The organism is Maribacter sp. (assembly GCA_020629415.1).
Lineage (GTDB): Bacteria > Bacteroidota > Bacteroidia > Flavobacteriales > Flavobacteriaceae > Maribacter > Maribacter huludaoensis.
This window is the reverse complement of sequence record JAHDDL010000024.1, coordinates 28,389-52,681: the sequence shown is the minus strand read 5'-3', so window position 1 is coordinate 52,681 and position 24,293 is coordinate 28,389. Positions and strand designations below refer to the sequence as shown.

Sequence of the window (24,293 nt, the reverse complement as noted above, 5' to 3'; positions counted from 1 at the left end):
ATAAATGCTAAACTAAATTTTAGGTGCTAAATTGATATGGATACAGTGTTGAATTTGGCTATAACTAACCCTTAAAATCCTTACTCTTCTTTTTATTCGGATTTTTAAAAAGGCGTTTAAAAAATCCGTCACGTTTAACTGGGGCACAATTCAATGCTTTTTGTACGTCTAAAGAAGGTTTTTTAAAATTGACTTTGGTATAGGTGTCAAAATCCCTGTCTTTGTTCAATTCTTTCATCCATAGCCCAAATAAAGGAAGTGCTGCATTTGCACCTTGCCCAATACTTGTATTGCTAAAACCTATTTCATGTTGATCAAGACCTACCCAACTGATATGTACAAGTTTTGGGGTAAGGGCAACAAACCATGCATCTTTGTTATTTTGTGTAGTACCAGTTTTACCGGCAATGTCATTTTTGAGTCCGTAAGTATTTCTTAATCTAGATGCCGTACCGGAATTAATCGTAGATTTCATCATTTCAATCATAATTTCACTGGTTTTTTTAGAAAAAGCAGCTTTTTCGTTCAATTCTGACTTAAATTCAACCAAAACGGAGTCTTTATGGTTAGATATGCTTTTAATGATTTTAGGTTTTACATGCTTACCATTATTAATGTAACTTGTATATGCTTGCGCTAAATCTATAATTTTTATTTCACCGGTACCTAACGCAATGGATGCTTCTTTAGGTAGCTTATCTTCAATGCCCATTTTTTTTGCCATCTCAACTACGTTTTCAATACCGGCTTTTTCTAAAACTTTTACAGCGATTGTATTGATAGAGTTGCTAAGCCCTTCTTCCATTGAGTAGTTGAGGTATGCTTCATCTTTATTGCCAGAATTAGAAGGAGACCAACCTTTTAGATTATCATATTCAATTTCTTCTGCAGAGAAATAGGTACAAGGAGAAACACCTTGTTCTATTGCTGTGGTATATACAATAGGTTTAAACGTAGAGCCAACCTGGCGTTTACTTTGAGAAATATGGTCATACTTGTACTGTTCAAAATTAATGCCACCAACCCATACCAAGATGTCACCATTTGTGGGGTCTACCGCTAGTGAACCTGTATTTAAGAATTTGGTATAGTGTTGAATACTATCCATAGTACTTGCCATTTGTTCTTCGTCACTTTGCCAAGATTTAAAAATTCTCTTTTGTTTGTCTTTAGATAGACTATCAATTATCTGCTCATGAGTCAGTCCAGATTTTTGTAATCTTTTGTAAGCAGAAGTACGTCTGGCTATTTTTTCCATCAATTTTTTATCCTTCAACCAAGGTGCATTGGTACCGTAACTTTTTTCAAAACTATGTTGCAACTTGGTCATATGTTCTACCATGGCCTCTTCTGCCAATTTTTGCATCTTATAGTTTAAGGTCGTGTAAATTTTTAGTCCAGAAGTGTAGATGTTATAATTGGTACCGGCTTTGTTCTGTTTACTGATCCAGTTCAGCATTTCTTTACGGACCTCTTCTCTAAAATAGGGGGCAATACCGGCATTGTAATCAAAATCCCTAAAATCAAGATCAAGTTTTTCCTGTGAAAATTTAGATACCTGTTCTTCAGAAATAAAATCATTGTTATACATGGCGCGTAGTACCAGATTACGTCTACCAAGACTTTTTTCAGGAAATATTCTTGGGTTGTACCCATAAGTAGCTTTTAGCATACCTACTAAAGTAGCGGCTTGAGTGGCGCTTATATCTTTTGTTCTAGTATTAAAAAATTTAAGTGCGGCACTCTCAATACCAAAGGTGTTGTCACCAAAAGAAACCGTGTTTAGGTAATTGGTTATAATTTCTTCTTTCGTAAAAATTTTCTCCAGTCTTTTGGCAATGATCATTTCTTTGATTTTGTTGACCACAATATTGGTTTTATTCCTTTCTTTTCTGGGATATAGGTTTTTTGCCAATTGTTGGGTTAGGGTACTACCGCCACCAGAAGAATTATCGCCTAGAAGAACCGTTTTAAAACCTACCCTTAACAAACTTCTAAGGTCTACGCCAGAGTGCTCGTAAAAACGTTCATCTTCTATAGCGATCAATGCCTGTATTAAATGTTCTGGAAAATCTTTATAAGAAACAGGTTGTCTGTCATAAAGGTAGTACTTGCCGATCAATACGCTATCTGCGGTAAAAACCTCAGAAGCCCTTTGATATTGAAAATTTGAAAGTTCTTTTTTAGAAGGTATTTGTCCCCATAAGCCCATATTTATACTGGCAATGAACAAAATGAACAAAGCAAATAGACCCAAAACACCAATGCCAATTACTTTACGGATACTAATTTTTCTTTTAGATGATTTTCTCGTCTTCTTCTTCATAACCGCAAGTTCAGATATAAATTTAATCTTACCAAGTTTTAACAATGCCTTAAAGTTTGTTGTGCTATTTTTGAGAAAATTTTAATGATGATGAAGTATATTATTTTACTGTTTTTGGTGTCTAATTTCACTTTTGCAAATGATATGTTCTGGTCCAAGACCGGGCATAGGGTTGTGGGTGAAGTTGCAGAACAACATTTGAGTAAAAAGGCAAAACGCGCAATTGAAAATTTGCTTGATGGGGAGAGTTTGGCAGCAGTAGCTAATTTTGGTGATGAGATAAAATCTGATCGCGCATACCGTAAGTTCAGCGCTTGGCACTATGTAAATATACCTTTTGGTAAGACTTATGCAGAAATAGAAAAGAGCGAGTATGGTGATTTGGTACAAGGGGTAAATACTTGTATTGAAGTTATAAAGGATAAGAACAGTAGTAAAGAAGATAAAGCCTTCTATTTAAAATTTTTGGTACATTTAATTGGTGATCTGCACCAACCAATGCATGTTGGCAGGGCAGAGGATAAAGGCGGTAACGATATTCAATTGCAATGGTTTGGTAACGGTACCAATTTGCATAGAGTATGGGATTCCAATTTGATCGATGAAAATGGAATGAGCTTTACGGAACTATCCACGGAATACCCTGAAATGTCAAAACAACAGATTAAATTTCTACAAAGTGGAAGCTTACTTGATTGGGTAGAAGAATCTCACTTATTGGCAGAAAAAGTGTATGCCTCTGTTGAGCCAGGTGAAAAGTTAAGCTATCGTTATAGTTATGACTGGTGGCATACTGTTGAAGATCAATTGCAAAAAGGCGGTGTTAGGTTAGCTGCCGTTCTAAACGAGACCTTTAAATAATAAGCGCAACTGTTAACGTTTAGATATTTTATTACTGGAGATGTGTCTTTGTCTAGAACATCTAAACCTGTCAGTTTCATCTGATCGCAATTTGGCATGTTTTGTAGCGCGGCCTTGTACACGTTTACGCCACATTCTAAAACTACTTGGTTTCATTTCGCGACGCATGACTTCAATAGTCTCTTGTTCGCTAATACCAAATTGAAAAGTAATGGCTTCAAATGGTGTACGGTCTTCCCATGCCATTTCAATAATACGGTCTAATTCTCTTTCTGTAAATTCTTTTATCATAGCGATATAAAGGTACTACATGATAATAAAATGTAAAGACTGCGTATCCATTTTTTTGTAGCTCAATAAGAAATGAAAGAAAAAAGAAACCGGATGGTGATTTTTCACCATCCGGTTTCTTAAAAAAATATAGTTCTATATATAAGGTATAAGTATTACACTAAAACGTTCTTTAATTCATTTCTGTACTCTGACGGATTTTGACCTGTAAATGCTTTGAAAGATTTGTTAAAGTGAGAAAAGTTGTTGAATCCGCATTCAAAACATACTTCTGTAATACTCATTGGCTTTTCTGCAAGTAATTTAGAGGCATGCACCAATCTATATTCATTAACGAACTGAACAAATGTCTTGTTGGTAATTTTTTTAAAGTACCTACAGAAAGATGGTATCGTCATACTTACCATTGAGGATATCTCTTCTAGCGTCAATTCTTCTTTGAAATTGTTCTTTACGTGATTGAATACGATGTTGATACGGTCGTTATCCTTTACGTCCGTGGTAAATGAAAAACCTTCGGCATTCAATAATCGCATGTCATCAGAATTGCCCAGTTCATTTAATATATTAAGGATAGATAGTAATCTTTGAAAATCTGTCTGATATTCTAACACTTCCATCTTATCACCTATTTTTCTTTTTGTTTTTCCAGAAAAAGCAATTCCGCCACTAGCACTGTTGAACAAGCTTTGAATTTTTTTCATTTCAGGAAGGCTAAAGAAATCTGGCCCCAAAAAATCTGACTTCATCTGTACCACCGTTTCACTGGTATTGCCGGTAAGGGCGTCCGTAAAACCACAATGGGGTAAATTACTACCTATTAATATAAGGTCACCGTTTGTGTAATAAGATACATGGCTACCAATTTGTCTTTTACCAGATCCACCGTTAACATATACCAATTCAAGTTCTGGGTGGTAATGCCATAGATTGTTTTTGTTCAATCTATGTTCATCAAACTTCTGATAGGTGAAAGAATGACCAAAATCTGGTTTGATCGCTTCAAATGTAGGTTTCTGTTTTACCATGACGTTAGGGGATTATACTATAAAATTAAACCTTCTAATTTCTATGTTCTTTACAAAATTAACCAAAATATGTGGAATCTTAACCATAGGGTAATAATGGATATGTAAGGTGGTTAAAATAGCACATAAATTGGGAAAATATGATGTAGTAAGAGCTTTACAACGGCTGTATGTTTGTAGTGTAAATTATCATTAACCCTTAAATAATTTATATTATGAAAAACCTAGTAAAATTCACAACAGTTGTTGCCTTTATGTTCGCTACAGTAGCAGGCATGGCAAGAGAGCCGAAATTAAACCTATTATCTGCAGGTAAAGCCAAGAGTGTGGTTTTAACTATGAATGCATCTACTAAGGGTGTTCAGGTTAAGTTAATGGATTCTGATTTAAATGTTATTTATTCAGAAAAAATGACCGAAGGTCAGTTTAGCAAGAAATTAAATCTTAAAGATTTGACAGATGGAGTATACTTCTTATCTGCCGATGATAATATGACAGAATATTCATATACAATTGTTTTAGATAACGATAATGTGAAAATCGTAGAATCTGATGAAGAAATCAAGCCTTTCTTTAGAAAGACCGATAACATGATCTTCATGAACTATTTAAACTTAGATAGAGCGGACATGTCTATCAAGATTTACGATACAGAAAGTAGAACAGTATTTACACAAGAAGTAGCAGATGAGTTGATTGTTGAGAAAGCATTCAATTTCACAGATGCTTTCCCTGGTACTTACACTGTAACGGTGAAGTCAGCAGGTAAGACATATACTGAAGAGTTTGTTGTTAATTAAGTTGATTTAAGTTGATTTAAGAAGGGGACGGGAGCGTCCCCTTTTTTTTTGCTATAAGTTCAAGTACATAAAAGCCCAATACATTAAAGCAAATTGTATTGGCAATCTTAATAAAAGTAACCACTTAGGAAAACCTGCACTTGCTTTGTCACTTGATAACATATAAAAGTGCACTAATAAGAATACGGCAAGCATTGCTATAATGCCATAAATGGAAAGGTTTTTGGTCTCTTTAAAAAATAGACCGATACCTAATAAAATCTCTACCACACCGCTTAATAGAACCAGAGCTTTATGGGCAGGTAGGTAGCGTGGCATAATTCTAAGGTAGACCTTCGGTTTTATAAAATGCATAATGCCCGCAAAAATATAGATTGCGCCCATTAGATATAAGTGCCAAGGGTAGATCATAGATAATTTAAAAGATTAGAATTTTAAGCTTTGGTATTTGCCGAAATCCATTTCATTATTTTTTCTTCAAGTAGCGCTAACGGTACACAACCAACTTCTAACACTTTTTCGTGAAATACCTTAATATCAAAATCTTTACCAAGGTTAGCTTCTGCTTTAGCACGAAGTTCCATGATTTTAAGTTGCCCTATTTTATAGGATAAAGCCTGACCAGGATTCGCCATATATCGTTCAATTTCAGAAGTAATACTAGCTTCGGATTCTGCTTCGTTATCTAAGGAATATTGAATAGCCTTTTCTCTAGACCACCCTTTTGAATGCAACCCTGTATCAACCACCAAGCGAACTGCACGGTGCATTTCCGCTCCAAGCATACCAAAATATTGATATGGATCTGTATATAGACCTAATTCTTTACCTAAAGATTCAGTATATAAAGCCCAACCTTCTCCGTAGGCACTATACCAAAGTGTTTTTCTAAATTGTGGTAGATTTTCATTTTCTTGTGTCAGTGAAATTTGAAAGTGGTGGCCTGGTATAGCCTCGTGCAAGAATAAATCTTCATCTGAATACGTGTTGTAAGAAGTAACATCTGGAATAGGAACATAGAAAATACCGGGTCTGGTACCATCTAAAGAACCGGGGTTGTATTCTGCACTGGCGGAAGCTTCCCTAAAAGCCTCTGTACGTCTAACCTCAAAAGGAGTTTTAGGCTGTTTGCTAAATAAAGCATTTACCTTGGGCATCATTCTCTTGTGAATATCATTAAAATTGGCAATAACCTCTTGCGGATCCTTAAAGGGCATTAACTCTTTTTTGTTGCGTACCTCATTGAAAAATGCTTTAAGGTCACCTTTGAAACCAACTTGTTTTTTAACAGCTTCCATTTCAGCACTAATTCTAGCCACTTCCTTTAATCCTATTTCATGAATTTCTGAAGCCGTCATATTTGTTGTGGTATATAACTTTATCTGATGTGCATAATATGCGTCACCATTTGGGATACCTTGTATACCACTACTTTCTCTACCGGCCTTTAAATATTCCGCTGCCATAAAATCATGCAATTCTTTGTATGCCGGTATTATTTTATTGGTGATAACAGCCGTGTAAATTTCGGTCAGCCTTTGTTTGTCGGCTTCTGGAAAATCTGCAGGAAAGTTTTTAATAGGGGTATAGAAGAGGTTGTCTTCAAGACTGGTATTTGCTACACTTGCAAGTTGTGGTAAAACTTTTTTAATAAGAGATTTAGGCAATACGGTTTTAGCTTTAATACCTGCTTGCATTTTAGATTTTGCGGATTGCAACCAAACCTCATAATCTTCTAGACGCTTGCTCCAATTTTCATAGTCTTTCGTAGTTTTAAAGGGTTGGGCGCTAGAACCACCGGCTAATTGCCCCATCATTAAATTCATGGACCACATTTGGTCTATTGGAGTATATTGCTCAAAAGCTAGACCTTCTAAATTTACTTTGCATTCCCATTTTAGAATAGATTTGGACATCAGTTCACTTTCAGAAAGTTGGGCGTCGTCAAATTTCTCCGCTTTTTCCAAATAAGTTTGATAGTAGTTGACCAGTTCTTTCTTGTAACTATCAGATAGAAAATTTGGTAGTGTGTCGTTGTATCTGTTATCTCCTTGAAAAGTGGCGTTCAACGGATTCAGTTTTAATCCGTCATCATAATAATGCGCCAATAGGGTCATGAAACCAATATTGTGCATAGTAGGGTTAGAAGAAACTTCCCCGTTTGTTCTTAATTGCGCTTGAGTTTTAAGCCCAAGGATGAGGGCAAATGCTATAATAATATTTTTCATTACTTGTGTATTAAAATTATGATAGGTATTTCTTGAACCTGTCCTTTTTATATTGTGGTACAGCTTCATTGCTCATGAAAAGTTCTAGCAAATCTTTAGATTTTTCTTTTGCAAAAATCAATTCATAAAATTGTTGTGTGGTAAATGTATTTCTAGATTGTTCTACTAGTATAAATTCATCTCCGGCCGATACAAGACCTTCTTCTAGAATTTTTACGTAGGTGCCAGGGTGATTATGTGTAATAAATTCTTTTAAAATTTTTTGTGTGCCAAAGCGAATACCTAGTTTATAGCAAGGCTCTCGCGGTTGTGATACTTGTACTAAGGCATTTCCTATTTTGTATATATCGCCAACACGTATTTTAGATTCATCAAGACCTTCAACGGTTAAGTTTTCACCGAACATGCCCCAATCCCATTCTAGTTCAGGGTAAAGTTGTTTCCAATAATCATAGTAATCGGCAGAAAAGAGATAACATGCTTTATGTACGCCGCCATGATGCACACGGTCTATAACAGTGTCATTTTTGACATCATTTTTAGTGAGAAATAAGGCCTTAGAAGTTGGGTATTTGAAGATACCGGTTTGCTCGGTAAATCCGTTCCATTCAAAAGTTACTGCATCTCCTATGTTCGTTGAAATCACCTTCATGTGGTGAAGATAAAAAAAGCACTAGTATTTATGATAAAAGGTTTACTTAAAGTTGACCAAACGGGTATTAAATCGGTTAAAAACGTAGGGTATTTATTAGTAACCTATGATTTTTTCGTCTGTTTGTTGCTTATTTCTAAATTCAGTAGTTAGCTTTTGTGTCTTAGTTGGTTGTCACGCTGTCTCGTAATACAATGCTATGTTGGTTAATTGACGTTGTGCTGTTTTCTGGGAAGTACCAGAAGGGTATGGTAATTAAGGTATCTTTTTCAAAAATTCCTTTTTCCTTCTCGTCAGGTCCAAGTATCCTTAAAAAATGTTTTCCTCTTGATAATTCTTCAATATCTAAAATCGTTTCAAAACCAAATTGTTCTTGTTTGTTTTTAGTCAAATTGAAAATAGAAACTTGTTTTTTCGAGTCTATTTGAAGTTCAAAAATAGAATCGAATACCTTTAAATATTTGGATTGATTTTCAAGATTGTCAATTGGTGTTACATGAAAATTAACTAAACCTGAAGCCGACTGCATGTTAGTTAAATGAAAGCCAAAGCCTCTTTCATCTTCTTCGGGTAAAAGTGTAGAATCATTTTTAAAAACAGCATCTTCCATATAATTAGTATAGCTTATAAATACCGGTAAATAGGATTTTTCTATAATTTTAGAGGGTATAGAGGCAAAGTTCACCATATCGGTATCTTCTGATAATTGGTCTTCGTAGTTTTCTTTACCTGTAAATTGTTGTGAAGTATTTTGTTCATGATCAAGGTAGTTAGATCGTAATGTTCCAAAACCGGAAGAAAATAATGAAACAATAAAATAAACGGGTATTATTAATATACCAATCCATCGAGCTTTTTTCTGATCTAAGAAATTATATACTAAAGGTCTGTATAAAAACGAAAGTGTAATGTAGCTAAATATCCTATAAATTGGATAGTATATTATTGATGTCCATTTGTACTTCTTTAAAATACCAGCGCCTAAAAAATCAATCAATAATAATAGAATACTGAATACGTAAATAAAAATGAAACAACCTTTTATAAATTCATAAAACGTTTCAGAATTAGATTTGATTATTTCAAGATAATTTATACTCACAGCCAAAACACCTATGACCATAAAGAATGAAATTAAATAGAAAATCATTAAGAAAGCTAACGCAAATAAGGTGCTGCAAATATTCTCAAGCCTAGAAATATAATGGTCAAATGCACCTACTTTGTTTTTTAGGAAGGAGGTGAATTTTTCAGAGTAGTTTAAATTTCTATAATCGATATCTCCAGATACATAGCGTAATCCTCTAGCGCCAATCCATAAGCCTCTAATGACTACATGGGTTAACAATATTATTATTAAAATTAGCATGCTGGTTAAAAGTGTGCTTAACATGAAACTAGTAAAACCTTCCTCTTTTTGAACAGCTTTTAATAATTCTAAATCTATAGAATCATAACCAGCTATTAAACCATAAATGGCAAACCCAGAGATAATAAGTTCTAGTTGCCAACTTTCTTGCTGTAGGTTATCCAGTAGTTTTTTAAATTGATTACTACGGTAGTCGTTTTTCATTTGGTCAATGGTTTCTCAACTGAAAGATAACAACATTTAACAAAAAAGCCACTACAAAAAATGTAGTGGCTTTTTCAAGATTATAAGAAATGGAAGTTACTTCACCATCTCGTAACTACGCTTAATAAACTCAGTTAAAGCTTTACCTTTAAGTAAGCCTTTAGATAACTTCGCCAAGTCAAGTGACTGATTGATCAATCGCTCTTTTTTCTTCGCAGTTTTCGTGTTTAAGAATTCACTTACCAATGGGTGGTTTGTGTTTACAATCAGGTTATACATTTCTGGCATGGCACCCATACCGAACATACCACCGCCACCGCCGGTCTGTTGCATTTCTTTCATACGGCGCATAAATTCAGGCTCCGTAATAGTGAACGGAGAAGAATCACTGTCCATAGCTTCTAACTGAACCGTAAAGCTTTTATCTGTAATAGCTTCTTCCAATTCTTTTTTCAAAGTCTCTTTTTCATCGTCAGATAATTTAGAGATTTGAGTTTCTTCCTTTTGGATCAATTTGTCGATATGATCGGCATCTACACGGGCAAAAGAAATATTCTCTTTAGAACCTTCTAGCTTTTGCATTAAATGACCTATAATTGGCGAATCTAATAACAGTACTTCATATCCTTTAGCTTTTGCAGTTTCAATATAACTATGCTGTGCTTCTTTGTCAGATGCATACAGAATAACTGTTTTCCCGTCTTTATCCGTCTGTGTATTTTTTATTTTCTCTTGTAGTTCTTCAAATGTAAAATAAGAACCATCTACAGTTGGGTATAGAGCAAACTTGTCCGCTTTGTCAAAGAATTTATCTTCAGAAAGCATTCCGTATTCAATAACTATTTTAATATCGTTCCATTTAGCCTCAAAATCTTCTCTATTGTTTTTAAATAAGGAATTTAGCTTATCTGCAACTTTTCTCGTGATGTAGGAAGATATTTTTTTAACGGCGCCATCAGCCTGTAAATAAGAACGAGAAACGTTCAATGGAATATCTGGAGAATCTATGACTCCACGTAGCATGGTCAAAAATTCAGGAACAATACCTTCAACATTATCTGTTACAAAAACTTGATTTTGGTACAACTGAATTTTGTCTTTCTGTACATTGAGGTCATTCGTCAATTTTGGAAAGTACAGAATACCCGTTAAGTTAAAAGGATAGTCAACATTCAAGTGAATATTAAACAATGGCTCTTCAAATTGCATTGGGTACAATTCTCTGTAAAACTCCTGGTAATCTTTTGCTTCTAAATCGGCTGGTTGTTTTGTCCAGGCCGGATTAGGGTTGTTAATTATATTATCTACTTCTTTAGTAGGAGCCGGGTCTTCTTCTTTTGCACCTTCTGGTTTTGGTAATGTTTCTGTTTTCATTCCAAATTTAATTGGAATAGGCATAAACTTGTTATACTTGCTTAACAGCTCTTTTATTCTATTATCTTCTAAAAACTCGGTAGAGTCATCTGCAATATGAAGTATAATTTCTGTACCACGTGTCTCTTTGTCGGCAGGCTCCATAATAAATTCAGGAGAACCGTCACATGACCAGTGAACTGCTGGTTCGTCTTTAAAGCTTTTTGTAATGATCTCTACTTTATGGGCAACCATAAATGCAGAGTAAAAGCCAAGTCCAAAATGTCCTATTATACCAGAATCCTTGGCAGTATCCTCATATTTATTTAAAAACTCTTCGGCACCGGAAAAAGCTACTTCATTAATATACTTCTTAACTTCCTCCTCTGTCATACCAAGACCTTGGTCAATGATATGTAGTTTCTTTCCTTCTTTGTCCGCTTTAACTTCAATAATAGGGTTGCCGTATTCAACCTTAGCTTCGCCAATAGTGGTCAAATGTTTCATTTTTAAAGTTGCATCGGTTGCATTCGAAATCAACTCTCTTAGAAAAATTTCGTGATCACTGTATAAAAACTTCTTGATCAGTGGAAAAATGTTGTCTACGGACACATTAATTTTACCTGTTGCCATTTTTTATATTTTTTATGCCACGGTCAGCGCGGCCATTGTTAATAATGATTGTTCGTTGCTATTGGTCAAAAAAAATACCACAATAGGTTATTGTGACAAACTGACAGTTATGAGCCTATGAAAGTTTAACAAATATTTTTGTTTAAATTATATTTAAAAAAGTTAAACATAACGTATATTTGTAGTGTGATTATGAGAAATTGCTATGAAAAAGAATTTACAGCATAATCACATGTTGATTATTTATTGGTTAGGTTGTTTAGGAACGTGCTATCACCTGATAGCACGTTTTTATTAAATATAAGCTAATGTTTCATAAAAACTTCTAACTGTGAAATCTGCATTGTACCTTATAATAAATTAATTAGATATGTCTGCTAAAGCTAAAAAAGTAACAAAAGATTTAATCATTACTATGTTTATGGACTATGTGCTTGAGCACGAAAAATTACCAAAGACGGTCTATAAATTCTGTAAAGTGAACAATATTGAAGAATCGGATTTTTATCTGTACTATGGTTCTATTGATGCTCTAAAAAAGGGAATATGGGATACTTTTTTCGAGAATACGATAAACGTAATCCATAAAAATGCGGAGTACCAAGAATTTACCAATAGGGATAAAATGCTTACATTCTTTTATACTTTTTTTGAGGTGCTTACCTTAAATAGGAGCTATGTATTGTTTGTTATGGATAATGCGGGCAGTCCGCTTAAAAATTTGGAACAGTTAAAAGGTTTAAGAAAAAGTGTCAAACAATTTGCCAAAGGTTTGATCAATGATGGCAATGCCGACAAAAACCTGAAGATTACAAAACATAATCCACAAATATTTTCTGAAGGTGCTTGGCTACAGACAATGTTTTTAATGAATTTTTGGAAATCTGATGACTCTGCTTCATTTGAAAAAACAGATGTGGCCATAGAAAAATCCGTAAATACAATTTTTGATTTATTTGATAATACGCCATTGGAGAATATTCTGGATTTTGGAAAATTCCTTTACAAAGAAAAGTTTGCCTAATCTTACTCTTACAATATGAAAACTCTAGACAGAATACCCACCGGAAAGATAGAACGGGCAAGTAAGTTGGTAAGAACTGGTGCAAAAATTGGTGGTAATTACGCTAAGTATATTGGTAAAAAAATTATTAATCCGGATACTACCAAAGATGAGTTGAATGAAGATAATGCCGCAGATATTTATGACGGATTAAAATCATTGAAGGGTAGTGCTCTTAAAGTTGCTCAGATGCTGAGTATGGAAAAGAATCTCCTGCCTAACGCTTATGTTGAGAAGTTTTCATTGTCGCAATTCTCGGTGCCTCCGTTATCTGCACCGTTAGTGCGTAAAACCTTTAAAAAATATTTGGATAAATATCCAGAAGAGGTTTTTGATACATTTGAAAAAGACTCTATAAATGCTGCCAGTATAGGTCAGGTACACAAGGCAACTAAAGATGGTAAAAACTTGGCCGTTAAAATACAATATCCAGGTGTTGCACAAAGTATAAGCAGTGATTTGGCCATAGTGAAGCCTATAGCAATTCGTATGTTCAACTTGCAAGGAAAAGATTCTGATAAATACTTTAAAGAAGTTGAAAATAAGTTAATTGAAGAAACGGATTACCTTTTGGAAGTGGCTCAGAGTAAAGAGATTACAGAGGCGTGCAAAGTAATACCAAACATCAATTTTCCTAAATATTATACAGATCTTTCAAGTCAGCGCATTATTACGATGGATTGGATGACAGGTGTGCATCTAAGTGAATTTACAAAAACAGGTTTCTCTCAGGCTACTGGAGATAAACTTGGTCAAGCTTTATGGGATTTCTATATGTTTCAAATTCATGGGTTGCGAAAAGTCCATGCAGACCCACATCCGGGTAATTTTTTGGTAAGTAAAAATGAAGAGCTTATAGCTATAGACTTTGGTTGTATTAAAGAGGTTCCAGATTCTTTTTATGTGCCTTATTTTGAACTTGCTAGACCAGAAGTAATCTCAGATGATAAAAAATTCACAGAAAAACTTTACGAGCTAGAAATCTTGATGCCGGCTGATACGGCAGAGGAAATAGTGTTTTTTAAATCTATCTTTTATCAATTGTTAAGCTTGTTTACATCACCTTTCCATAATGACAATTTCAATTTTGGTGATGAAGTTTTTTGGGGTAAAATTGCAGCATTGGGAGAGCAATTCTCATCGGACAAGCAAATACGTAAAATGAACGGTAATAGAGGTTCAAAGCATTTCTTATATATGAACCGTACATTTTTTGGTCTATACAACTTGTTGCATGATCTTAAGGCAAATATAAAGGTTAACGATTTTAAGAAGTATTTGAGTTAAGTTTTTTGATGCTTTTAGTTAAGAGGTTGATAGTTATATTTTCAAAAAAATTCTTAATAGTTGTTTATATTGCAACACTAATTCAACCTGGACTAGATCAGGACTAAAATATTACTATGTATAATTCAAAAATAATCGGCTTAGGTCATTATGTACCTGAAAATGTAGTGACAAATGATGATTTGTCAAAAGTGATGGATACAAATGATGCTTGGATTCAAGAAAGAACCGGTATTAAAGAAAGAAGACATGTGGTTAGAGGTGATGGCGATACTACCACTTCTATGGGTGTAAAAGCGGCTAAAATAGCTATTGAAAGGGCAGGTATAGATAAAGATGACATAGATTTTATCGTATTTGCTACTTTGAGTCCAGATTATTATTTCCCTGGTCCGGGTGTATTGGTACAGAGAGATTTGGGTATTAAAACTGTAGGGGCATTAGATGTACGTAATCAATGTTCCGGTTTTGTATATGCAATTTCTATAGCAGACCAGTATATAAAAACGGGTATGTACAAAAATGTACTTGTTATTGGTTCAGAATTACATTCTCATGGACTGGATATGACTACCAGAGGCAGGGCGGTATCGGTAATTTTTGGAGATGGTGCCGGTGCGGCAGTATTGACTAGGGAAGAAGATGCTACAAAAGGTATTTTGTCTACACATTTACATTCAGAGGGCCAGCATGCAGAAGAACTATCTTTAATTGCCCCTGGCATGGGTAATAGATGGGTGACGGATATTATGGAAGACAACGATCCTAACGATGAATCTTACTTTCCATATATGAACGGACAATTTGTTTTTAAAAATGCGGTGGTACGTTTCAGTGAAGTAATTGTGGAAGGTCTGGAAAAAAACAAATTAAAATCTACCGATATCGATTTATTGGTACCGCATCAGGCTAATTTGAGAATCTCACAATTCATTCAAAAGAAATTTCAGTTAAGTGATGACCAAGTTTTCAATAATATCATGAAATATGGTAACACTACGGCTGCATCTATTCCAATAGCACTTACAGAGGCGTGGCAAGAGGGTAAAGTAAAAAGTGGCGACTTGGTGGTTTTGGCTGCATTTGGTAGTGGTTTTACTTGGGGCAGTGTAATTATTAGATGGTAAAAATAAAGCACCCATAGTTTTGGCTATGGGTGCTATATAGTTTTACTTAAAAAGAAAAAACCAACCAATCTTCTGTATTAAATATCCCTATATATAGTAATAGACGTAAAAATGTTTTCAATGTTACTGCAACTTGCGTTTAATGTAAGCAGTTTGTATCTGTGGTAGTAAGATTGCTTTTAACAGCATATCTAAAAAAAAGAAACCCGAACATTCCAAAATAAATTGGAAGCCGGGTTTCAAATGCTGATAGGCTATACTAAACACTAACCATTAACTATAAACATATAGCGTTACCAACAATTTTTTAAACTCGTAAGAGTATCAAACTTTACTAATAGACGAAATATTGCCTAATTAGTTACATATAAGTAAACTTTTAACATTTTTTTATTATGAAAAAGACCCTAGTTTTCGGAGCCTCCTTAAAACCAAATCGATATAGCAATATTGCAATACATCGACTAGTAGATTCGGGTATAGAAACCTTGGCTTATGGATTAAGAGAAGGTGAGGTTTCCGGTGTCAATATCAATAATAATTTAGACAAAATTAGTGATATTCATACAATAACCCTATATATAAATCCAAAAAGACAAGAAGAATATTATGAACAGATCATTTCTTTGGCTCCAAAAAGGGTAATTTTTAATCCGGGAACTGAAAATCTTGAGTTTTATAAATTACTAAAAGACAATGGTATAGCGTTTGAAATAGCGTGTACTTTAGTTCTTTTAAGTACGCATCAATATTAAGCGATATCGTTAATTTTAGCGGTAGTATTTTTTTTGCGGATTAGCCATAATCCTACAAAAGTTAGCAGACCATTCAACGGTAATAGTTCATAACCGAAGATATAACCACCAAAAAAGTCATTTGGCAACTTTGCTAAAAGTAGAATTATGGTTACACAAACAAGTGCAACGACCCAAACATATTTGTCTTTTACCTGATGATCGGTAAAGATGCCAAAAGAGAATAATCCCAACAAAGGACCATAGGTATAAGAGGCAACTGTTAGTAGCCCGTCAATTACATTTTTATCCAAGATATATTTAAAAGAGATTACCACTAAAATTAAAAGCAAGCTCATACCAATATGTGTAATTCTGCGCGTTTTTTTCGCTACTTCATCAGATTTCTTTTCGGTACCTAAAAAATCTACACAAAAAGAAGTTGTCAGTGATGTAAGCGCGCTGTCTGCGCTACTGTAGGCCGCGGCAATTAAACCTAACATAAAAGTTACTGCCACGGTTATGCCTAGACCACTGTTCAAAGCTATTTCTGGAAACAAAAGATCGGATTTTGGTGAGCCGTCCATCATTGGCAATGCAATATTGTGTGCATCCGCATAAATGAAAAGTAGAGCTCCAAGTAACATAAAAATAAAAGTGACTAGTACCAAAACTACACTGAAACTGACCATGTTTTTCTGAGCTTCGCCTAAATTTTTACAAGTGAGGTTTTTTTGCATCATATCTTGATCAAGACCGGTCATGCATATGGTGATGAACATTCCGCCTAAAAATGATTTTATCAAATGGTTTTTAGAAGAAAGGTCATCGGTAAAAAATGTTTTGCTGTATTGTCCTAGTTCTGCTGAGTTCAGAAATTCAATGAATGTCCAGTTCATTTTATCCAATATAAAATATATAGATAGTCCTACTGAAACTAACATGAATAAGGTCTGTAGTGTATCTGTCCAGACTATGGTCTTAATTCCTCCTTTAAAAGTATATATCCAAATGAGTAAAATAGAAAGAATAACGGTAATTTCAAACGGAACCTTCCATGCATCGAATACGAACTGCTGTAGAACAATGGCAACTAAAAACAACCGAAACGCTGCGCCAAGTACCCGAGATATGAAAAATGAAATAGCCCCTACCTTGTAGCTTACAAAGCCAAATCTATCATCCAAATATTCGTAAATTGAAGTAACGTTCTGTTTATAATAGATAGGTAATAATACAAAAGCTGTTACCAAATACCCTAAAAAATATCCAAAAACAACCTGCATGTAGCTAAATTGGGAAGCGTCTACCCAACCAGGTACGGAGATGAATGTTACACCAGAGAGCGAAGCTCCTACCATACCAAAGGCAACTAAATACCAAGGGGATTGTTTACCGGCCTTAAAAAAATCTTCATTAGAGTCGTTTTTCCCTGTGAAGTATGAAATAATCAAAAGCAATACAAAGTAACCGGTAATGAGTAGTAAGATATGAGAGGCGTTCATGTTGTAAAATTTGCGGCAAATTACAAAAACTTAAATGACGTAGGTCAAATAGATCGCTTCCTAATAAAATTATGGGGCAATATGAATTTGGGCATAATGCAGAAGCTAACGGTAGTGACTATGTTCGTGTTTTTGTTAATTTTAAGAAAACTATACGATTGGTCTATTAAGTTTAATCGTAAATTTATGGCCATATAAGCCTATGGATTTTTCGTCAAAATTATTAGAAAACGCAGTATATGAAGTTTCACAGTTACCTGGTATTGGTAAGCGAACCGCATTACGTTTGGTATTGCATTTGTTAAAACAACCAGAGCAGCGTACAGAAAATCTATCTACGTCATTGGTAGATTTAAGAAGTAAGATTCAATTTTGCGAAAATTGCCACAATATATCTGATACGGCGTTGTGTGAAATATGTGCAAATCCTAAAAGGGATGGTGCATTGGTTTGTGTGGTTGAGGACATTAGGGACGTAATGGCCATTGAGAATACAGGGCAATTTAGAGGTAAGTATCATGTATTAGGTGGTAAAATCTCACCAATGGAAGGTATAGGTCCTCAGAATTTGAAAATAGGGACTTTGATTGACAAAGTAAGAAAGGGCGTAATAAAGGAATTGATTTTTGCGTTGAGTTCTACTATGGAAGGTGATACTACTAATTTCTATATTTTTAGACAAATTGAAGGGATGGAAGTAAAAACATCTACCATAGCAAGAGGAATAGCGGTTGGGGATGAATTGGAATATGCAGATGAGGTAACTTTGGGCAGGAGTATTTTAAATAGAGTTCCATTTGAAGGGTCGTTAAGACAAGATTAACGGCTGTTTTTCGTTTAAATATCAATAAAAAGGTATTTATTTTATTATTTTTGCAAAAAACATAAACAAAACAAGCTTTAAATTATCGATATGTCAAAATTTGAATTGAAACTACCGCGTATGGGAGAGAGTGTTGCAGAAGCAACATTGACATCATGGTTGAAAGAGGTAGGTGATACAATTGAGATGGATGAGCCCATTTTTGAAATTGCTACGGATAAGGTTGATAGTGAAGTGCCAAGTGAAGTAGATGGTGTTTTAATTGAAAAATGCTTTAATGTTGATGATGTTGTAGAAGTTGGTCAAACAGTAGCTATTATTCAGGTAGGTGGTGATGTTGATTTGGGCGATACCACTAATAATGTACAACATATAGAGGAGCCGGAACCGGTTCTTCAAGAAATGGTTGCCGTGGCAGAATCTGCGGTAATGCATGCAAGGGCGGAAACGGCAACGGTTCAATTAAACGGAACCTCTGATCGTTTTTATTCTCCGTTGGTTAAGAACATTGCAAAAGAAGAGGGTATTTCTTTTGAGGTGCTCGAAACAATTCCTGGAACAGGAAAAGATGGTAGGGTAACAAAAGATGATATATTGAACTTTGTTAAAACAGGGGATAACAAGCCTGTTGAAAAGGCGGTTGCTCCAGAAAAAGCAGTTGTACAAGATAGGGTAGAGGCACCGGTAGAGGTTGCTGCCCCGCGACCGGTACAAGAAAAAATTGCGGCACCGGATATTGCTGCTAAAACTGCACCGGTAGCTCCGGTTAGTACTACTGCGCCAAAACCGGCGAGCACCCCGGCTCCTGAAAAACCGAAGACGCAAGTTTCTCGTGGCGATGAAGTAATACCCATGTCCAGAATGGGTAAATTGATAGCCAAGCATATGGCAGATAGTGTAGCAACATCTGCACATGTACAGAGTTTTATAGAGGTGGATGTAACCAACATAGTTACATGGCGAAATAAAATAAAGGACGCTTTCTACAAAAGGGAAGGTGAGAAATTTACGTTTACCCCAATTTTTATGGAAGCCGTTGCCGTAGCATTGAAGAAATATCCTATGATGAATATTTCGGTTGATGGCGATACTGTTATAAAAAAGAAAAATATAAATATAGGAATGGCGGCAGCGCTACCTGATGGTAATTTGATCGTGCCGGTAATTAAAAATGCCGACCAATTGAATTTATTGGGCATAGCGAAGGTTGTAAATGATTTGGCAGACCGTTCTAGAAACAATGCGCTTAAACCTGATGAAGTACAAGGTGGTACCTATACCGTTACCAATGTGGGTACATTTGGTAGTGTTTTTGGAACGCCAATTATCAATCAGCCACAAGTAGGTATTATGGCATTGGGTGCTATTAGAAAAATTCCGTCCGTAATAGAAACACCGGAAGGCGATGTAATAGGTATACGTAGTAAAATGTATTTATCTCACAGTTATGATCATAGGGTCGTAAATGGTGCTTTGGGTAGTATGTTCGCAAAAGCTGTGGCAGATTATCTTGAAGCTTGGGATATAAATAGAGAAGTGTAATTAAAGTAATATTATAATTGCAGCACCCCGTTATACAAATTGTATAACGGGGTGTTTTGTTATTTCAAAGGTTTCTTTTTGTAAGCATATGTATAAGTTGTTATACGTGAAATATGAATAAAATGAATATTTCAAAATATTTGTTTTTTCGTTGCATTTTTAATTTTGAAATAAAATTAATCGCAAGTAACTTTATATGGCTAAAAACGAAAGTGTATTTTTGTTGAAAGTAGAACTTGTATGGAATTAAAGCTTACCAGACCTATTTGTTTCTTTGATTTGGAGACGACCGGGGTCAATGTAGCAAAAGATCGTATTGTTGAGATAGCGATATTAAAGGTATACCCTAACGGGAATAAAGAAAGTAAAACATGGTTGGTGAACCCTGAAATGGAAATACCGGAAGAGGTGGTTGCCGTACATGGTATTACCAATGAAAAGGTGGTCAACGAACCAACATTTAAAGAGCTTTCTAAAGAAATTTATAAAATTATAAAGGATAGTGATTTGGGCGGTTTCAACTCAGACCGATTTGATATTCCTTTGCTGGCAGAAGAATTGCTACGTGCAGGTATTGATTTTGATATGAAAAATACGGTATCCGTAGATGTACAGACCATTTTTCACAAAATGGAAAAACGTACCCTAGAAGCTGCCTATAAATTTTACTGTGATAAAGATCTTACAAATGCCCATAGTGCTGCGGCAGACACCAATGCTACCTATGAGGTGTTGCTTTCTCAGTTAGATAGATATCCCGATCTAGAAAACAATATTAAAAAACTATCAGAATTTTCTAGAAGAAAACAATCGGTAGATTTCGCAGGTTTTATTGCCTTGGATGAAGATGAAGAAGAAATCTTTGCCTTCGGTAAACATAAGGGCAAAAAGGTTCATGCAGTGTTGGAAAATGAGCCAGGTTATTTTGGTTGGATGCTAAATGCGGATTTTCCATTGTACACAAAAAAGATTCTTACACAAATTAAGCTGAGCAAGCTGAATAATAAATTAAGTTGAAGATGAGAATTTGTGTAGTGTTGTTTCTTTTGGTAATGTGCATGGGTCATGCTCAGGAAGTTTTGGTAGAAGGTCACGTTTATGATGATAAAACAAAAACCGCTGTTCCTTATGCCAATATCAGTTTTTTGAAAACCCTAAAGGGAACTTCTAGTGATGAAGAAGGATACTTTTATATTGATGTACCTGAAACGTACTTGGAAAAAGAAGTTCATATTTCCGCTTTAGGTTTTAAGGATACTATCATATCGGCAAAAGTAATTTCCCAAAAGAAGAAAATTTACATGCAAGAAGAGACCTTTGAGCTGGAAGAAGTGGTGGTTTCTCAAAGTTTAGGAGATTCGCAGGTATTGAATCCTGTGAGTTCATATAGTATAAAGAGCGGATTTTCTTCTGCGGAGACCCCTTGGGTATTGGCATTGTATTTTCCTAATATAGGCGCTGCTAAGAAATATTTGGAGAAAATAACTATTCATGTACAGCAGAACAGTAAGTTTAAAAGGGCGTCGTCTAAATTTAGACTTAGAGTGTATGATGTAGATAAGAAGACACGCAAGCCAAACCATGATCTAATTCGTAAAAGTATCATTTTAGAGAGTTCTACAAAAGAAGATTATGTTTCAATAGATCTTTCAAGCATGGGTATAAGAATGCCAGATGAAGGAGTGTACATAGGGCTAGAGTGGATTTTCCTCCCGTACAACTGGTATACCAATACCTATAAACATGCCATAACAAATAAAAAAGTGGTAGAAGATCGTTTTGCACCTACATTTGCTGCTGTATATCAAAAGAACCAAAACTTTAAAACTATGGTCTATGGTATGGGTGAATGGAATGATTTTGCGATCAAAGCACCGGGCAACAATGAAAATTTGATACCCGCCATTAGTTTAAAGTTGTCAAAGAAAAAATAAGTGCCGATGAAAATTATATGTATAGGTAGAAATTACGCAGCACATATTGATGAGCTTAAGAACGAAAGACCAGAAGAACCTGTTGTATTTATAAAGCCAGATTCTTCGGTATTGCCAAAACAGCAAGATTTTTATATTCCAGAATTTTCGGATAATGTGCATTATGAAGTTGAGGTCTTGGTGAAAATCAAAAAAGTTGGTAAGCATATCAGTAAAGAATTTGCGCCTACATATTATGATGAAGTGGGACTGGGAATTGATTTTACGGCAAGAGATTTACAATCTAAATTAAAAGAAAAAGGGTTGCCTTGGGAGAAAGCCAAGGGTTTTGACGGTGCGGCGGTAATTGGAGAGTGGCTACCTAAAACTGAATTTAAAGATGTTAATGACCTTAATTTTAAGTTGCTAAAGAACGGCGAAGTTGTTCAAGACGGCAATACAAGTTTTATGCTTTGGAAGATAGATGAAATAATTGCCTATGTTTCAACGTTCTTTATGTTAAAAAAAGGCGATATTATCTTTACCGGAACACCTGCAGGTGTTGGCAAAATAAGTCCAAATGACTATCTTACGGGTAGTTTGGAAGATAAAGAGCTTTTTACCTTAAAAATTAAATAATGATTTATAACCTGGATAAGATTAACGAGATGGCAGAGGGGGATCAGGATTTTATAAATTCTGTTATTTCTGTTTTTTTGGAAGAAGTACCCGAAGATTTGGAAGCTTTGGAAAAAGCACTTCAAGAAAAAGACCATGATCAAGTGTACAAACTTGCACATAAAATAAAACCAAATGTAGATTTGTTGGGAATGGAGCAAACTCGTGCTATAGCCCTAGAATTAGAAACCTTGGGAAAGCAAGAGGCCAATATGGCAGAGATCGAGAAAAGATTTCCAATGCTAAAGACAGATATAAATCAAGTGGTGGCAGAATTAAAAAATGACTTTCAGTTATAATGCTTGCTGAAATAATTACTATTGGCGATGAAATTCTCATTGGTCAAGTTATAGATACCAACTCCGCATTTATTGGTAAGGAACTGAATAAGATCGGTGTTTCAGTTTATCAAATCACCTCTATACAAGATGAACGTACACATTTATTAAATGCTTTTAAAGATGCGTTAGAACGTGTAGATATCGTTATAATTACAGGCGGTCTAGGACCTACAAAAGATGATATTACCAAGCATACCTTATGTGAGTTCTTTAATGATGAACTTGTAGAGAATGCAGAGGTATTGGCGCATGTAGAAGAATTGTTCGCCAAATATATAAGTAACACCCCTATTTCTGATATCAATAGAATGCAGGCCTTGGTGCCAAGCAAGGCAGAGGTTTTGCATAATGCCAATGGTACTGCGCCCGGTATGTTAATAAGACATAATGAAGTAACGTTTGTTTCAATGCCCGGTGTGCCTTTTGAAATGAAGCACCTAATGAAAGAATCTGTAATTCCTAAATTGGCGGCTTATTATAAAAGACCACATATTATCCATAAAACCGTAGTGACCTATGGTATGGGGGAAAGTGCTATTGCCAAACGTATAGAGGCTTGGGAAGATGCATTGCCTTCAAACATTAAGTTGGCCTATTTACCTAATCTGGGTAAGGTAAGATTGCGTTTGTCCGGTAAAGGACCGGATTATGATGAGCTTGAGTCTGCTATAAACAACGAAATTGAAAAATTACATCCATTAATAAGCGATATTGTTTTTGGATTGGAGGATGATGAAAGTATAGAGGAGACCGTTGCAAAATTGTTGACCGATAAAAATTTGACTTTGTCCACTGCGGAGAGTTTTACCGGTGGTAAAATTGCAGAAAAAATAACCTCTATACCTGGTGCATCCAAATATTTTAAAGGCAGTGTGGTCAGTTATGCTACAGAGGCCAAGATCAATGTGTTAAATGTGCCCAAGAATATTGTGGATGAGCATTCTGTGGTAAGTGCAGAAGTTGCTTTGGCAATGGCAAAAGGGGCAAAAGATTTAATGAAAACCGACTTTGCAATAGCTACTACTGGTAACGCAGGACCTTCAAAAGGAGATTCAGACGCAGATGTAGGAACGGTATTTATCGCTATCAATGGTCCAGTGTCTACTTATGTGCAAGAATTTCAAATGGGAAGCACCCGCGAGAGGGTTGTGGAAAAGTCTGTAAATAAGGCTTTTGAGCTCCTTCAAAAAGAAATTTTAAAAATGTGATCTTTATTGTTGTTGGATCGATAAAAAAGATATAAATTTGCACCCTGTTTAAAAGAAAAAGTCAGCACGATGTCAAAAGTTTGTGAAATTACGGGTAAGAAGGCGATGTTTGGGAACAATGTTTCGTTTTCCATTAATAAAACTAGAAGAAGATTTGATGTAAATCTTTCTAAAAAACGTTTTTACATTCCAGAAGAAGACCGTTGGATAACACTTAAAGTTTCTGCAAGAGCTTTAAAAAGTATCAATAAGAAAGGTATATCTGCTGTTTTAAAAGAAGCAAAAGCAAAAGGATTAGTTATTAAGTAATCTGGAAAATAGAGCGAT

The 24,293-nt window shown here is 35.1% G+C and carries 23 protein-coding genes; 14 read left to right on the top strand and 9 right to left on the bottom strand.

Annotated features, from left to right (window positions below; all coding sequences use genetic code 11):
• Nucleotides 1-64: 64 nt before the first annotated feature.
• On the bottom strand, nt 65-2,326 hold the full coding sequence (locus QZ657_RS11060) for a transglycosylase domain-containing protein (RefSeq protein WP_291966925.1): 2,262 nt from the start codon (nt 2,324-2,326) through the stop codon (nt 65-67).
• Between the two features lie 87 nt (nt 2,327-2,413).
• Between QZ657_RS11060 and QZ657_RS11055 the strand changes: the two genes are divergently transcribed.
• Complete coding sequence (locus QZ657_RS11055; protein ID WP_291966923.1) at nt 2,414-3,187, top strand: S1/P1 nuclease; 774 nt, start codon at nt 2,414-2,416, stop codon at nt 3,185-3,187.
• A 12-nt stretch (nt 3,188-3,199) separates the two neighbouring features.
• On the opposite strand, the gene QZ657_RS11050 is transcribed toward QZ657_RS11055, so the two are convergent.
• Together QZ657_RS11050 and QZ657_RS11045 are read right to left on the bottom strand one after the other, a co-directional pair.
• The gene (locus tag QZ657_RS11050) at nt 3,200-3,478 is read right to left on the bottom strand and encodes a TIGR03643 family protein (RefSeq protein ID WP_291966920.1); all 279 of its coding nucleotides are present in this window, start codon (nt 3,476-3,478) and stop codon (nt 3,200-3,202) included.
• A 155-nt stretch (nt 3,479-3,633) separates the two neighbouring features.
• The gene (locus QZ657_RS11045; RefSeq protein WP_276472611.1) at nt 3,634-4,506 is read right to left on the bottom strand and encodes an AraC family transcriptional regulator; all 873 of its coding nucleotides are present in this window, start codon (nt 4,504-4,506) and stop codon (nt 3,634-3,636) included.
• Between the two features lie 215 nt (nt 4,507-4,721).
• Between QZ657_RS11045 and QZ657_RS11040 the strand changes: the two genes are divergently transcribed.
• Nucleotides 4,722-5,306: a hypothetical protein gene (locus QZ657_RS11040; protein ID WP_291966918.1), complete on the top strand. Its 585-nt coding sequence runs from the start codon at nt 4,722-4,724 to the stop codon at nt 5,304-5,306.
• Between the two features lie 51 nt (nt 5,307-5,357).
• On the opposite strand, the gene QZ657_RS11035 is transcribed toward QZ657_RS11040, so the two are convergent.
• The 5 genes from QZ657_RS11035 to htpG all read right to left on the bottom strand — a co-directional run bounded on the left by QZ657_RS11035 (nt 5,358) and on the right by htpG (nt 11,745).
• Nucleotides 5,358-5,717, bottom strand: a complete 360-nt coding sequence (locus tag QZ657_RS11035; protein WP_291960654.1) for a MauE/DoxX family redox-associated membrane protein — start codon at nt 5,715-5,717, stop codon at nt 5,358-5,360.
• Nucleotides 5,718-5,740: 23 nt separating this feature from the next.
• On the bottom strand, nt 5,741-7,534 hold the full coding sequence (locus tag QZ657_RS11030; RefSeq protein WP_291966917.1) for a DUF885 domain-containing protein: 1,794 nt from the start codon (nt 7,532-7,534) through the stop codon (nt 5,741-5,743).
• Nucleotides 7,535-7,550: 16 nt separating this feature from the next.
• Nucleotides 7,551-8,186 (bottom strand): MOSC domain-containing protein, encoded by a 636-nt coding sequence (locus tag QZ657_RS11025; protein ID WP_291966916.1) that lies wholly within the window; start codon nt 8,184-8,186, stop codon nt 7,551-7,553.
• A gap of 163 nt (nt 8,187-8,349) precedes the next feature.
• Nucleotides 8,350-9,759 (bottom strand): hypothetical protein, encoded by a 1,410-nt coding sequence (locus QZ657_RS11020; RefSeq protein ID WP_291966915.1) that lies wholly within the window; start codon nt 9,757-9,759, stop codon nt 8,350-8,352.
• Between the two features lie 96 nt (nt 9,760-9,855).
• Nucleotides 9,856-11,745, bottom strand: a complete 1,890-nt coding sequence (gene htpG / locus QZ657_RS11015; RefSeq protein WP_291966914.1) for a molecular chaperone HtpG — start codon at nt 11,743-11,745, stop codon at nt 9,856-9,858.
• A 370-nt stretch (nt 11,746-12,115) separates the two neighbouring features.
• Between htpG and QZ657_RS11010 the strand changes: the two genes are divergently transcribed.
• The 4 genes from QZ657_RS11010 (at nt 12,116) to QZ657_RS10995 (ending at nt 15,977) form a co-directional block, all read left to right on the top strand.
• Nucleotides 12,116-12,769 carry a TetR family transcriptional regulator C-terminal domain-containing protein gene (locus tag QZ657_RS11010; RefSeq protein WP_291960663.1) on the top strand — a complete coding sequence of 218 codons (654 nt, stop codon included), beginning with the start codon at nt 12,116-12,118 and terminating at the stop codon, nt 12,767-12,769.
• A 15-nt stretch (nt 12,770-12,784) separates the two neighbouring features.
• Nucleotides 12,785-14,095 (top strand): ABC1 kinase family protein, encoded by a 1,311-nt coding sequence (locus QZ657_RS11005; protein WP_291966912.1) that lies wholly within the window; start codon nt 12,785-12,787, stop codon nt 14,093-14,095.
• Nucleotides 14,096-14,211: 116 nt separating this feature from the next.
• Nucleotides 14,212-15,222, top strand: a complete 1,011-nt coding sequence (locus QZ657_RS11000) for a 3-oxoacyl-ACP synthase III family protein (RefSeq protein WP_291960667.1) — start codon at nt 14,212-14,214, stop codon at nt 15,220-15,222.
• A 395-nt stretch (nt 15,223-15,617) separates the two neighbouring features.
• Complete coding sequence (locus QZ657_RS10995) at nt 15,618-15,977, top strand: CoA-binding protein (RefSeq protein ID WP_291966911.1); 360 nt, start codon at nt 15,618-15,620, stop codon at nt 15,975-15,977.
• Here QZ657_RS10995 and QZ657_RS10990 read toward each other — a convergent pair.
• Nucleotides 15,974-17,461, bottom strand: coding sequence for a sodium:solute symporter (locus tag QZ657_RS10990; RefSeq protein ID WP_291966909.1), 1,488 nt, complete (start codon nt 17,459-17,461; stop codon nt 15,974-15,976). The genes QZ657_RS10995 and QZ657_RS10990 overlap by 4 nt on opposite strands.
• A 202-nt stretch (nt 17,462-17,663) precedes the next feature.
• Here QZ657_RS10990 and recR point away from each other — a divergent pair, with 202 nt between their 5' ends.
• The 8 genes from recR (at nt 17,664) to rpmB (ending at nt 24,275) form a co-directional block, all read left to right on the top strand.
• Nucleotides 17,664-18,284: a recombination mediator RecR gene (gene recR, locus QZ657_RS10985; RefSeq protein WP_291966907.1), complete on the top strand. Its 621-nt coding sequence runs from the start codon at nt 17,664-17,666 to the stop codon at nt 18,282-18,284.
• Between the two features lie 90 nt (nt 18,285-18,374).
• Nucleotides 18,375-19,826, top strand: coding sequence for a dihydrolipoamide acetyltransferase family protein (locus tag QZ657_RS10980; protein ID WP_291966905.1), 1,452 nt, complete (start codon nt 18,375-18,377; stop codon nt 19,824-19,826).
• Between the two features lie 240 nt (nt 19,827-20,066).
• Complete coding sequence (locus QZ657_RS10975; RefSeq protein WP_291966903.1) at nt 20,067-20,843, top strand: 3'-5' exonuclease; 777 nt, start codon at nt 20,067-20,069, stop codon at nt 20,841-20,843.
• Nucleotides 20,844-20,845: 2 nt separating this feature from the next.
• Entirely contained in the window at nt 20,846-21,760 is a 915-nt protein-coding gene (locus QZ657_RS10970) for a carboxypeptidase-like regulatory domain-containing protein (protein ID WP_276472626.1), read from the top strand.
• Between the two features lie 6 nt (nt 21,761-21,766).
• A complete protein-coding gene (locus QZ657_RS10965) occupies nt 21,767-22,378 on the top strand; it encodes a fumarylacetoacetate hydrolase family protein (RefSeq protein WP_291960677.1) in 612 nt (203 codons plus the stop codon).
• Nucleotides 22,378-22,716: an Hpt domain-containing protein gene (locus QZ657_RS10960; protein ID WP_276472628.1), complete on the top strand. Its 339-nt coding sequence runs from the start codon at nt 22,378-22,380 to the stop codon at nt 22,714-22,716. The genes QZ657_RS10965 and QZ657_RS10960 overlap by 1 nt, the downstream gene beginning before the upstream one ends.
• Nucleotides 22,716-23,966 carry a competence/damage-inducible protein A gene (locus QZ657_RS10955; protein WP_291960679.1) on the top strand — a complete coding sequence of 417 codons (1,251 nt, stop codon included), beginning with the start codon at nt 22,716-22,718 and terminating at the stop codon, nt 23,964-23,966. Before QZ657_RS10960 ends, QZ657_RS10955 begins: the two co-directional genes overlap by 1 nt.
• Nucleotides 23,967-24,035: 69 nt before the next feature.
• A complete protein-coding gene (gene rpmB / locus QZ657_RS10950) occupies nt 24,036-24,275 on the top strand; it encodes a 50S ribosomal protein L28 (protein ID WP_076549269.1) in 240 nt (79 codons plus the stop codon).
• Nucleotides 24,276-24,293 lie beyond the last annotated feature (18 nt).

Bases quoted from the DNA above. Each gene is read 5' to 3' on its own strand.
- QZ657_RS11060 (WP_291966925.1), bottom strand. From the start codon at position 2,326: ATGAAGAAGAAGACGAGAAAATCATCTAAAAGAAAAATTAGTATCCGT.
- QZ657_RS11055 (WP_291966923.1), top strand. From the start codon at position 2,414: ATGATGAAGTATATTATTTTACTGTTTTTGGTGTCTAATTTCACTTTT.
- QZ657_RS11050 (WP_291966920.1), bottom strand. From the start codon at position 3,478: ATGATAAAAGAATTTACAGAAAGAGAATTAGACCGTATTATTGAAATG.
- QZ657_RS11045 (WP_276472611.1), bottom strand. From the start codon at position 4,506: ATGGTAAAACAGAAACCTACATTTGAAGCGATCAAACCAGATTTTGGT.
- QZ657_RS11040 (WP_291966918.1), top strand. From the start codon at position 4,722: ATGAAAAACCTAGTAAAATTCACAACAGTTGTTGCCTTTATGTTCGCT.
- QZ657_RS11035 (WP_291960654.1), bottom strand. From the start codon at position 5,717: ATGATCTACCCTTGGCACTTATATCTAATGGGCGCAATCTATATTTTT.
- QZ657_RS11030 (WP_291966917.1), bottom strand. From the start codon at position 7,534: ATGAAAAATATTATTATAGCATTTGCCCTCATCCTTGGGCTTAAAACT.
- QZ657_RS11025 (WP_291966916.1), bottom strand. From the start codon at position 8,186: ATGAAGGTGATTTCAACGAACATAGGAGATGCAGTAACTTTTGAATGG.
- QZ657_RS11020 (WP_291966915.1), bottom strand. From the start codon at position 9,759: ATGAAAAACGACTACCGTAGTAATCAATTTAAAAAACTACTGGATAAC.
- htpG (WP_291966914.1), bottom strand. From the start codon at position 11,745: ATGGCAACAGGTAAAATTAATGTGTCCGTAGACAACATTTTTCCACTG.
- QZ657_RS11010 (WP_291960663.1), top strand. From the start codon at position 12,116: ATGTCTGCTAAAGCTAAAAAAGTAACAAAAGATTTAATCATTACTATG.
- QZ657_RS11005 (WP_291966912.1), top strand. From the start codon at position 12,785: ATGAAAACTCTAGACAGAATACCCACCGGAAAGATAGAACGGGCAAGT.
- QZ657_RS11000 (WP_291960667.1), top strand. From the start codon at position 14,212: ATGTATAATTCAAAAATAATCGGCTTAGGTCATTATGTACCTGAAAAT.
- QZ657_RS10995 (WP_291966911.1), top strand. From the start codon at position 15,618: ATGAAAAAGACCCTAGTTTTCGGAGCCTCCTTAAAACCAAATCGATAT.
- QZ657_RS10990 (WP_291966909.1), bottom strand. From the start codon at position 17,461: ATGAACGCCTCTCATATCTTACTACTCATTACCGGTTACTTTGTATTG.
- recR (WP_291966907.1), top strand. From the start codon at position 17,664: ATGGATTTTTCGTCAAAATTATTAGAAAACGCAGTATATGAAGTTTCA.
- QZ657_RS10980 (WP_291966905.1), top strand. From the start codon at position 18,375: ATGTCAAAATTTGAATTGAAACTACCGCGTATGGGAGAGAGTGTTGCA.
- QZ657_RS10975 (WP_291966903.1), top strand. From the start codon at position 20,067: ATGGAATTAAAGCTTACCAGACCTATTTGTTTCTTTGATTTGGAGACG.
- QZ657_RS10970 (WP_276472626.1), top strand. From the start codon at position 20,846: ATGAGAATTTGTGTAGTGTTGTTTCTTTTGGTAATGTGCATGGGTCAT.
- QZ657_RS10965 (WP_291960677.1), top strand. From the start codon at position 21,767: ATGAAAATTATATGTATAGGTAGAAATTACGCAGCACATATTGATGAG.
- QZ657_RS10960 (WP_276472628.1), top strand. From the start codon at position 22,378: ATGATTTATAACCTGGATAAGATTAACGAGATGGCAGAGGGGGATCAG.
- QZ657_RS10955 (WP_291960679.1), top strand. From the start codon at position 22,716: ATGCTTGCTGAAATAATTACTATTGGCGATGAAATTCTCATTGGTCAA.
- rpmB (WP_076549269.1), top strand. From the start codon at position 24,036: ATGTCAAAAGTTTGTGAAATTACGGGTAAGAAGGCGATGTTTGGGAAC.